Below are 7,829 nucleotides of genomic sequence, written 5' to 3'. Positions count from 1 at the left end.
GATGCTCCACCCGCCGCATCGGCACCATCGTCCAAGCCGTCCACACCCTGCTGACCTGCAACTATTCAGGATGAAAGAGGCTCAGTGAGCCTTTTCCATCCTCACTCTGAGCTGGTCAGATGCAGGATGAGGACGGCCTGTACGAGGCTGGTGATGCGGGCGGTCGAGCATCGCAGTTTGCGCAGGAGTCGCCAGGACTTGAGGGTGGCGATGGCCCGTTCGACGAGGGCCCGGATCTTCGCGTGGGACCGGTTGACCGCCTGCTGGCCTGTGGAGAGGGTCTCCCACCGGCCCCAGCACGGGATGCGGACCGTGCCGCCGGCACCTCGATATCCCTTGTCGGCCCAGCACCGGATGCCTGCCTGGGCGAGTGCGTCGACGATGCCGTGCTCGCGGGCCGCACGGACGTCGTGGACGGCGCCGGGCAGGGCCGGTGAAGCCCACAGCAGCCGGCCGAAGGGGTCGGCGATGACCTGCGCGTTCATCCCGTGCTTCTTGTGCTTGCCGGAGTGGAACGGCCGGTCCGCGGCGATACGGTCGATGGGCAGGAGCGTGCCGTCGAGGAGGAGACAGGCCTTCGCCGGTGCGGTCCGCACTGCTTCGGCCAGGCTGGGGGCGAGAGCGGCCAGGAGCTCGACCGCCTCGGTGACGTAGCGGTGGGCCGTCGTGGTGCCGATGCCGGACCCGGCCGCGAGCTGAGAGTAGGTGTGTCCCACCCGGAGGTGGGCGAGGGTGAGCAGGGCCTGGCGGCCGGCGTTCAGGCGCCGCCACCGAGATCCGATCGCGCGGTGGTGGCGCCGTAGCTGCTGCGTGAGGAAGCGGAGAGCGGAGCTGGACACGTCGATGCCCGACGGGTAGACAAGCATGTGAAGCCTCTGGTGGAGACGGTTCTCTTGGTCGAAAACCCATCTACCAGGGGCTTCACCACGTTGTCAGGCCAACTGCCGCACGCCGGAACCAGGTTGGAAAAGGCTCACTGTCCTGTGACGCCGATCCCTTCGTTTCGCAGCTCTGCTCTTCGCGTGATCGTTCGCCTTGCAGAGTGACCTTTCGTCGGCGGGAGCAATAACCCTTCTCCACTGCAGTGATGACCATGCCCTGCACGGAGGGATGGCGAGTATGACAGGGTGCCTGAGCCGGTGTCCGGTCCCTGCGACAGGAAATTGCTCATGCGTCGTCGTTCCCTACTGTTGATACTCGCCTTGATCGTCCTGGTGGGTGGGGGTGCTGTTCTGGCGGTCGTCAAACGGAGTCCCGCTGGCGGGAGCGGGGAGCCGGTCACGATGGCGCAGCTGATGGCTGTTCTGCCGCGCGGGAAGGACGTTCCCGGCTACCGGGCTGTGTTCCACCGCCCGCAGATCGGGGCAGATCCTCCCGGTTACTCCTGCGGAGAGGTTGCGTCCGCCCTCTGGTCGCGTGACCGGATGCCCCTGGCCTCGACTCTCGTCGTGCTGACACCGACGAAGGCCGGCCAGGATCAGCACTATGTGACCTCGCACAGCTACGCCCGGACCGACGCACAACGGATCATGCAGGAACTGCGGGCCTCGATTCCCGCGTGCGCGCACTACAACTCCTACTACGCGGATCTCTACCTGCGGTTCGGGACGCGGCCGGCGAAGCCGCAGTTCAACGTGGGCGACGAGGTGGTCAGCTACCGCGTCCTGGCTCCGCCGGCGGGGCACCCGGACCTGGGAGGATCAGGCATCCCTTTGCAACCGGGTCCACTCCAGGAACCGGGCGCACTGGTCACGTTCGTCCGGACCGGTGGTGTGATCACCATGTACGGGGGCACCGTCCCGAAGGCGATCGCCGATGACTTCGACGCAAGGCTGAGACGGGCACCCACCGCCGATGACTGAGGATCGTCACCCCTTGCCCGAAAGGCGACCCCCGGACCTCAGGTGAGGATCCGGGCAGGGCTTCGGCGTAGTCTGTGGGCCTCTGTTTTGTGATCATGCGAGGCTGAGGAGCGCGAGGGGACGACGGGCGTCGCGTGCGTTGCGGCGGAGGCCGGCGGCGATGTTCTTGACGCCGCCGAGCCGTAAGGCGCCGACAGTGAGGTTCCGCCAGGTCGCCATTGCGCGGGGAGCATGTCCGGTCCGCAATTGGGAGGCGTCCTCGGCAGAGGTGGTGTTGCGGACGTAGTGCAGGGCCTCGATCTTCCAGTGGTCGCGTATCAGTCTTGCGAGCTGGGCGGGAGCGGCCTGCTCGGCGGACAGACTGAGCCTTTTCCAATCTCACGTCTGTGCTGGTCAAGGGCGTGCCAGTGAGCCGTTTTCATCCTGTCTCCGTAGGGTGAAGTGGCAGGTCAGCGTGGGTGTGTAACGAGGCGAGGCTCCTGGTCGTTGCGGTGGTGTTCTCTACGCACCACGCATCGTCCGAGGAGCCTCGCTTGGTCCCGTATCGTGCCATGGTCGACGTCCCGCATGAGCTGGTCGAGCATGTTTCCTGGCTCATCTACGCACGAAGGTGTGAACGCCGTTCGCGGTGGCGGAAGCTCGGCTGCTTTCGCCAGGCCCTGCTCGTACTGGTGCATCTGCGGAAGAACGAGCCGCTGCCCGTCCTGGCGGCCGGCTTCGGCGTCTCGACAGCCACAGCCTGGCGCTACGTCGACGAGACCCTCGACATCCTCGCGGCGTGGGCGCCGGGCCTGCACGAAGCCCTGACCGGCCTGGGCGAGGGCGACCACGTGATCGTCGACGGCACGCTGATCCCCATCGACCGCATCGCCGCCGACGAGCCGTACTACTCCGTGAAACATCGCAAGCATGGGATGAATGTGCAGGTCATCGCCCGTCCTGACGGCACACCCTTGTGGTTCTCGCGTGCGACACCGGGTCGCACCCACGACCTGACCGCGGCCCGGGTCCATGGCATCGTCCAGGCCTGCCTCACCCGGCAGGTCCTCGTTCTCGCCGACCGTGCCTGTCAGGGCGCCGGCGCCACCGTCCGCACCCCGTACTACCACCACCGCGAACAGCCCGAGCACTACCAGCAGTTCAAACGCGACCACGCTCGCCTGAGAGCTCCTGGGGAACGTGCCTTCGCGCAGCTGAAGTCCTGGCGGATCCTTCGCCGAGCCCGATGTTCCACCCGACGCATCGGCACCATCGTCCAAGCCGTCCACACGCTCCTGACCTGCAGCTATTCAGGATGAAAACGGCTCAGTGTTCGTGTATTCCGGTCTACCATCAGCGCGTCGTCGCCCACTCATTGTAGTCGGGCTCCGGCAAGACGCGGGCGGGGATCTTTTTGTTGTAGGTGAACGCCTCCACTTCTGGCCCGTCCGTAGATAGAATTTTACTTCCGTGCTCATGACATGTAGTCACCGAAAGGGATCCAAGGTGGGGGAGTTACCGGGCGGAGCGGACATCCAGCCTTTGGAGGACGATGATCCGGCCCGGCTCGGCCGATTCCCGTTGATTGGCCGTCTGGCAGCCGGTGGTATGGGGCGGGTCTACCTGGGCCGTTCGCTCACCGACGGCATGCTGGTGGCCATCAAGTCCCCCCTGGCACAGGCTGAAGTCAGCGCTGTCGACCGCAGACGCTTCGCCCGTGAAGTAAAGGTGGCCCGGCGGGCGGAAGGCTTACACACCGCACGCGTACTGGGAGCGGACGCCGGAGCCGAACGGCCGTGGCTGGCCACCGAATACATTCCGGCGCCCTCGTTGGCGGAATTGGTCTCAGGAGCCGGAACACTGGCCGGCGCAGCTGCACGGTGGGTGACGCGCGGAGCTGTGGAAGCGATCGCGGAGCTCCATCGACACGGGATCGTGCACAGAGATGTGAAGCCGCATAACTTGCTGTTGCCTCTGAGCGGACCACGGCTGATCGACTTCGGGATCTCACACGCAGCTGACCTGACACGTACGCAGCTGACCTTGGGCACGGTGGCCTTCACCTCACCGGAGCAGGCACGCGGTGAGCCTTCAACAGCGGCGTCGGACATCTACTCCCTGGGTGCAACCCTCTTCCACCTCGTCGTCGGCCGCGCCCCGTACCCGGCCGGCATGGAGATGCTGGCACTGCTCACGTACGTAGCGGAGGCGAACCTCGACCTGACGGGCCTACCCGACGAAATCGCCCCAGTGGTGCGCAAGTGCCTCGCCCTGAGGCCCAGAGACCGGCCGGGAGCCGAAGGCCTGCTGGACAGCCTCACCACCGAACTGGCCGAGATGCCCACACTGACTAGTCCGGAAGGCTGGCTACCCCGCCCCTGGACCACGATCATCGAGGCCTACGTACGCCAGGGCCGCGAGCTCGCAGTCGATCCCCGCGCAGCTGGCATCGCTCCCGGGCAGCCCGCGAAACCACGGGAAAGCACACTGCTCCTAGGCCGCCCAGCAGCCCATTCTGCACAAACAGCCGTCGAACATACGGCACACCTGCCCACTACCCCCCAGGACGACACACCACAGCCCGGCGATCGCCCTGCACAATCGCGAAGCCGTCGTGAGAACGTCTTCGTGCGTACCGTACAAGTGCTCATGGCGTCCGTACTCTTGATACTGGGCGGCGGACTGACCTACGGCTACTACCAAAACCGGCAAGCCGGACAACCCGGCCCCATCGACCGGGCCTTCGCCGAGATCAGGACCGGCGACTGCGTCCAGACCGCCCTCGATCCCACGGGCCGCTGGCTCGCCCCTTCACCCCAAACCACGGACTGCACTGCACCCGCCGCTCACTGGCGCGTTGTTTCCTCCACCAGCCAGGCAGTACCAGACCGCTGCGGAGCCCCCTACTCCGCAGTGGCCTGGACTCGGTCCAGCCGCGCAGCCACCATCAGTCTTTGCCTCGAACGGCTCTTCCACCCGGGCGAGTGCGTGATCGGTGCCCAGCCCGTCCCCGCAGTCCTCACCGAGGTCACGCCGCTCAGAACCGCGTCCGTCTTCGCCACGACTGTCCAGTGCTCGGATACGGCCCCGGACACCCTCGCAGTCCTGCGCGTACTGCAGTACGGAGTGTCCGACACGGCCTGCCCGCCACGAACACAAGTCCGCTACAGGTTTTCCGACCGGGGGCGGATACTGTGTTTGACGACGATCTGATCCTGCGTCCACTTCACCGGGCAGATCCCACCTCGCTGGGTCCGTACCAGCTCCTCGGACGCATCGGCGCTGGCGGTATGGGCCGTGTCTACCTCGCGAACCGGGACGGGACCGAAGGCCTCTATGCCGTCAAAACCCTTCTGGTCGAAGGTCTGACAACCGATGCGGACCGAGACCGATTCGCCCGCGAGGTCAAGGTGGCCAGACGCGCAGCCGGACCCCAAACAGCTCGTGTATTCGACGCGGACCCGCACGCCCCGCTGCCCTGGCTCGCAACGGAGTACGTCGCGGCACCTTCCCTGGGTGATCTCGTGACACGCTGCGGAACTGCTCATCCCACTGCCGCCGCCCGCATCCTCGCTGACTGCGCCGTCGCCCTGGAAGCACTGCACTCCACTGGGGTCATCCACCGCGATCTGAAACCGCACAACATCCTGCTGACTTCCCAGGGAATACGACTCATCGACTTCGGCATCTCACATGCCTCCGACCTGACCCGCACCCGTGTCACACTCGGCACCGTCGCCTACATCGCTCCCGAACAAGCCCGCGGGGAACCCGCCACAGCCGCCTGCGACATCTGGGCCCTGGGCGCCACACTCAGCACCCTGGCAACCGGTCACCCCCCCTACCCCGACACTGGCGACCCGGTGCGCCTTCTGGCACTCGTATCCCGAGCAACGGTCGACCTCAGCGACCTTCCCGCCCCACTTCGTCCGCTCGCAGAAGCGTGCCTGGCCCCCGACGCGGCCGACCGGCCCACCCTGACAGAACTGCGTGTATTGGCCGAGGAATGTAAAATCGCGCACCGATCGTTCCGAACCGACGCAGTCGAACCGCCTGATAGCTGGATCGCCCTGATATCCGACTACGAGATTGAAGGGGAGCAGCTCAAGGAGGAGTACGCCCCCGGCCCGTCGGCACCTGGTCTCGAACGAACTCGGCGAATCGCGGGGCTGACGCCGAAGGGGTGGAAAGCCGCCGGAAGTTTGATCTTCAACTTCAGTGCACTGATCGTCCTCGGGACTGCAGGTCTGCTCGCCCTCATCATCGTCATCGCGGTCGTCGTGATCACCCTCTTTCCTTATTGAGCCGAAATGGTTCGGGTTCTGGGTCGTTGGTGGGGTGTGAGCGGTCTGGTGGGGGACGCGCGGCATCTGTCGCCGTCGGCGTAAGAGGTCCTAACAAAGCCGTTGGACATGCCTGTAGGTGATGAGGCAGGTGGCGAGGCCGAGGAAGGCTTCGTGGATGTCGTCGCGTCGTTCCCATCGGACGCGTAGGCGTCGGAAGCCGTGCAGCCAGGCGATGGTTCGCTCGACGACCCACCGGTAGACGCCGAGGCCGGAGCCGTGCGGAACACCCCGGCGGGCGATCATCGGTTTGATGCCCCGGTCCCAGACCAGACGGCGGTACTTGTCGTGGTCGTAACCACGGTCGGCGAACAGCACGTCGGGGCGACGGCGCGGCCGGCCGACCAGGCCGGCGACGGAGGGAACCTTCGCCAGCAAGGGCAGGAGCTGGGTGACATCATTGCGGTTTCCGCCGGTCAGGGACACGGCGAGTGGGATGCCCTGTCCGTCGACGAGGACGTGGTGCTTGCTGCCCGGCCGCGCTCGGTCGACCGGGCTGGGCCCGCTTTTGGGCCGCGTCGAGCAGCCCGGACATGACTGGAGTCGATCACCGCCCTGGACCAGTCGAGCTGCTTGGCCGACCGCAGCTTCTTCAGCAGGACGACGTGGAGCCGGTCCCACACGCCGGCCTCGTTCCACAAGGCCAGACGTCGCCAGCACGTCATGCCAGAGCCGAAGCCGAGCTCCTGGGGCAGGTACTCCCACTGGATCCCGGTATGCAGCACGAACAGGATCCCGCACAGAGCCTGCCGATCAGGCACCCGCGGGCGTCCCATCACCAGCTTCGGTGCCGGGGCCGGCAACAACGGCTCGATCAGCGACCACAGTTCGTCCGAGACGATTCACGGCCGAGAGTTCCTCTTCGCCACGAACGGACCAACGAGCAACCAAGCCCACAGTCACATGATCAATATCTTCTGTTAGGACCTCTAAGAGGCCCTGCGGCTGCGGGCGGTGGCCGCGTTGGTGGCGGGGCGGGACCGTGAGGACGTGACGGCAGTCTTCGGCGTGTCGCTGAAGGCCGTCGACATCTGGTGGTCGAAGTGGCGGGCCGGTGGGCGAGAGGCGCTGGTCATGCAGCCGCGGGGCAAGCCGGTCGGGGTGCATCAGGTACTCGGGGAGGCCGAGCAGGCCGCCGTGCGTCAGGCGGTTCTCGACCGTCGCCCGTGCGACGTGGGCCTGGGCGGGCAGCTGTGGACGCGGCGGCTGGTGGGCGAGCTGATCGCGAAGCTGTACCGGGTGCGGCTGACCGAGGTGGGGGTGGGCAAGTACCTGAAGCGGTGGGAGCTGTCCTTCCAGCGCCCGGACAAGCGGGCCGTCGAACAGGACCCCGAGGCCGTGCGGCGCTGGCACCGGCCGACCTGGCCGGAGATTCCTGTGAAGGCGAAGGCCGACGGCGGTGAGATCCTCTTCGCCGACCAGGTCGGCATCCGCTCCGACCAGGTCACCGGCCGTACCTGGGGCGAGCAGGGGAAGACCCCCGTTGTACGGCGGTCCGGGAACCGGTTCTCGGTGAACGCGATGTCGGCGATCAGCACCAGGGGCCGGATGCACTTCATGGTCTTCACCGAGAGTTTTACCGCCGAGGTGATGTGTCGCTTCCTGGACCGGCTGGCCGGCCACTTCGACCACAAGGTCCACCTCG

8 protein-coding genes are annotated in these 7,829 nt (G+C 66.3%); 5 read left to right on the top strand and 3 right to left on the bottom strand.

Features of this window, described 5'->3' with window-relative positions; translation table 11 throughout:
• Positions 1-101: 101 nt before the first annotated feature.
• Complete coding sequence (locus tag ACWGSR_RS37335) at positions 102-866, bottom strand: transposase family protein (RefSeq protein ID WP_453573819.1); 765 nt, start codon at positions 864-866, stop codon at positions 102-104.
• Between the two features lie 417 nt (positions 867-1,283).
• Between ACWGSR_RS37335 and ACWGSR_RS37330 the strand changes: the two genes are divergently transcribed.
• Complete coding sequence (locus ACWGSR_RS37330) at positions 1,284-1,862, top strand: hypothetical protein (RefSeq protein WP_453573816.1); 579 nt, start codon at positions 1,284-1,286, stop codon at positions 1,860-1,862.
• 93 nt (positions 1,863-1,955) lie between these two features.
• Here ACWGSR_RS37330 and ACWGSR_RS37325 read toward each other — a convergent pair whose 3' ends face one another.
• Entirely contained in the window at positions 1,956-2,081 is a 126-nt protein-coding gene (locus tag ACWGSR_RS37325) for a hypothetical protein (protein WP_453573814.1), read from the bottom strand.
• 332 nt (positions 2,082-2,413) lie between these two features.
• On the opposite strand from ACWGSR_RS37325, the gene ACWGSR_RS37320 reads away from it, so the two are divergent.
• From ACWGSR_RS37320 to ACWGSR_RS37310, 3 genes are all read left to right on the top strand, one after another.
• Positions 2,414-3,160, top strand: coding sequence for a transposase family protein (locus tag ACWGSR_RS37320; protein ID WP_453573811.1), 747 nt, complete (start codon positions 2,414-2,416; stop codon positions 3,158-3,160).
• A 187-nt stretch (positions 3,161-3,347) separates the two neighbouring features.
• The gene (locus ACWGSR_RS37315; protein ID WP_453573808.1) at positions 3,348-5,054 is read left to right on the top strand and encodes a serine/threonine protein kinase; all 1,707 of its coding nucleotides are present in this window, start codon (positions 3,348-3,350) and stop codon (positions 5,052-5,054) included.
• Complete coding sequence (locus ACWGSR_RS37310) at positions 5,036-6,145, top strand: serine/threonine-protein kinase (protein WP_453573805.1); 1,110 nt, start codon at positions 5,036-5,038, stop codon at positions 6,143-6,145. Before ACWGSR_RS37315 ends, ACWGSR_RS37310 begins: the two co-directional genes overlap by 19 nt.
• Before the next feature lie 90 nt (positions 6,146-6,235).
• On the opposite strand, the gene ACWGSR_RS37305 is transcribed toward ACWGSR_RS37310, so the two are convergent.
• A protein-coding gene (locus tag ACWGSR_RS37305; RefSeq protein ID WP_453573822.1) for an IS5 family transposase occupies positions 6,236-7,026 on the bottom strand; the annotation gives its coding sequence in 2 pieces (ribosomal slippage) (positions 6,236-6,696 and positions 6,696-7,026; 792 coding nt in all).
• A gap of 148 nt (positions 7,027-7,174) precedes the next feature.
• Between ACWGSR_RS37305 and ACWGSR_RS37300 the strand changes: the two genes are divergently transcribed.
• Positions 7,175-7,829, top strand: a 655-nt coding sequence (locus ACWGSR_RS37300; protein ID WP_453573803.1) for an IS630 family transposase, incomplete at its 3' end; no start/stop codon positions are given.

It is taken from the genome of Streptomyces sp. NPDC055632 (genome assembly GCF_053618675.1).
This window is presented reverse-complemented; position numbering and strand designations above follow the sequence as displayed.

Coding starts and splice junctions, on each gene's coding strand:
- ACWGSR_RS37335 (WP_453573819.1), bottom strand. CDS start 866: ATGCTTGTCTACCCGTCGGGCATCGACGTGTCCAGCTCCGCTCTCCGC.
- ACWGSR_RS37330 (WP_453573816.1), top strand. CDS start 1,284: ATGGCGCAGCTGATGGCTGTTCTGCCGCGCGGGAAGGACGTTCCCGGC.
- ACWGSR_RS37325 (WP_453573814.1), bottom strand. CDS start 2,081: ATGGCGACCTGGCGGAACCTCACTGTCGGCGCCTTACGGCTCGGCGGC.
- ACWGSR_RS37320 (WP_453573811.1), top strand. CDS start 2,414: ATGGTCGACGTCCCGCATGAGCTGGTCGAGCATGTTTCCTGGCTCATC.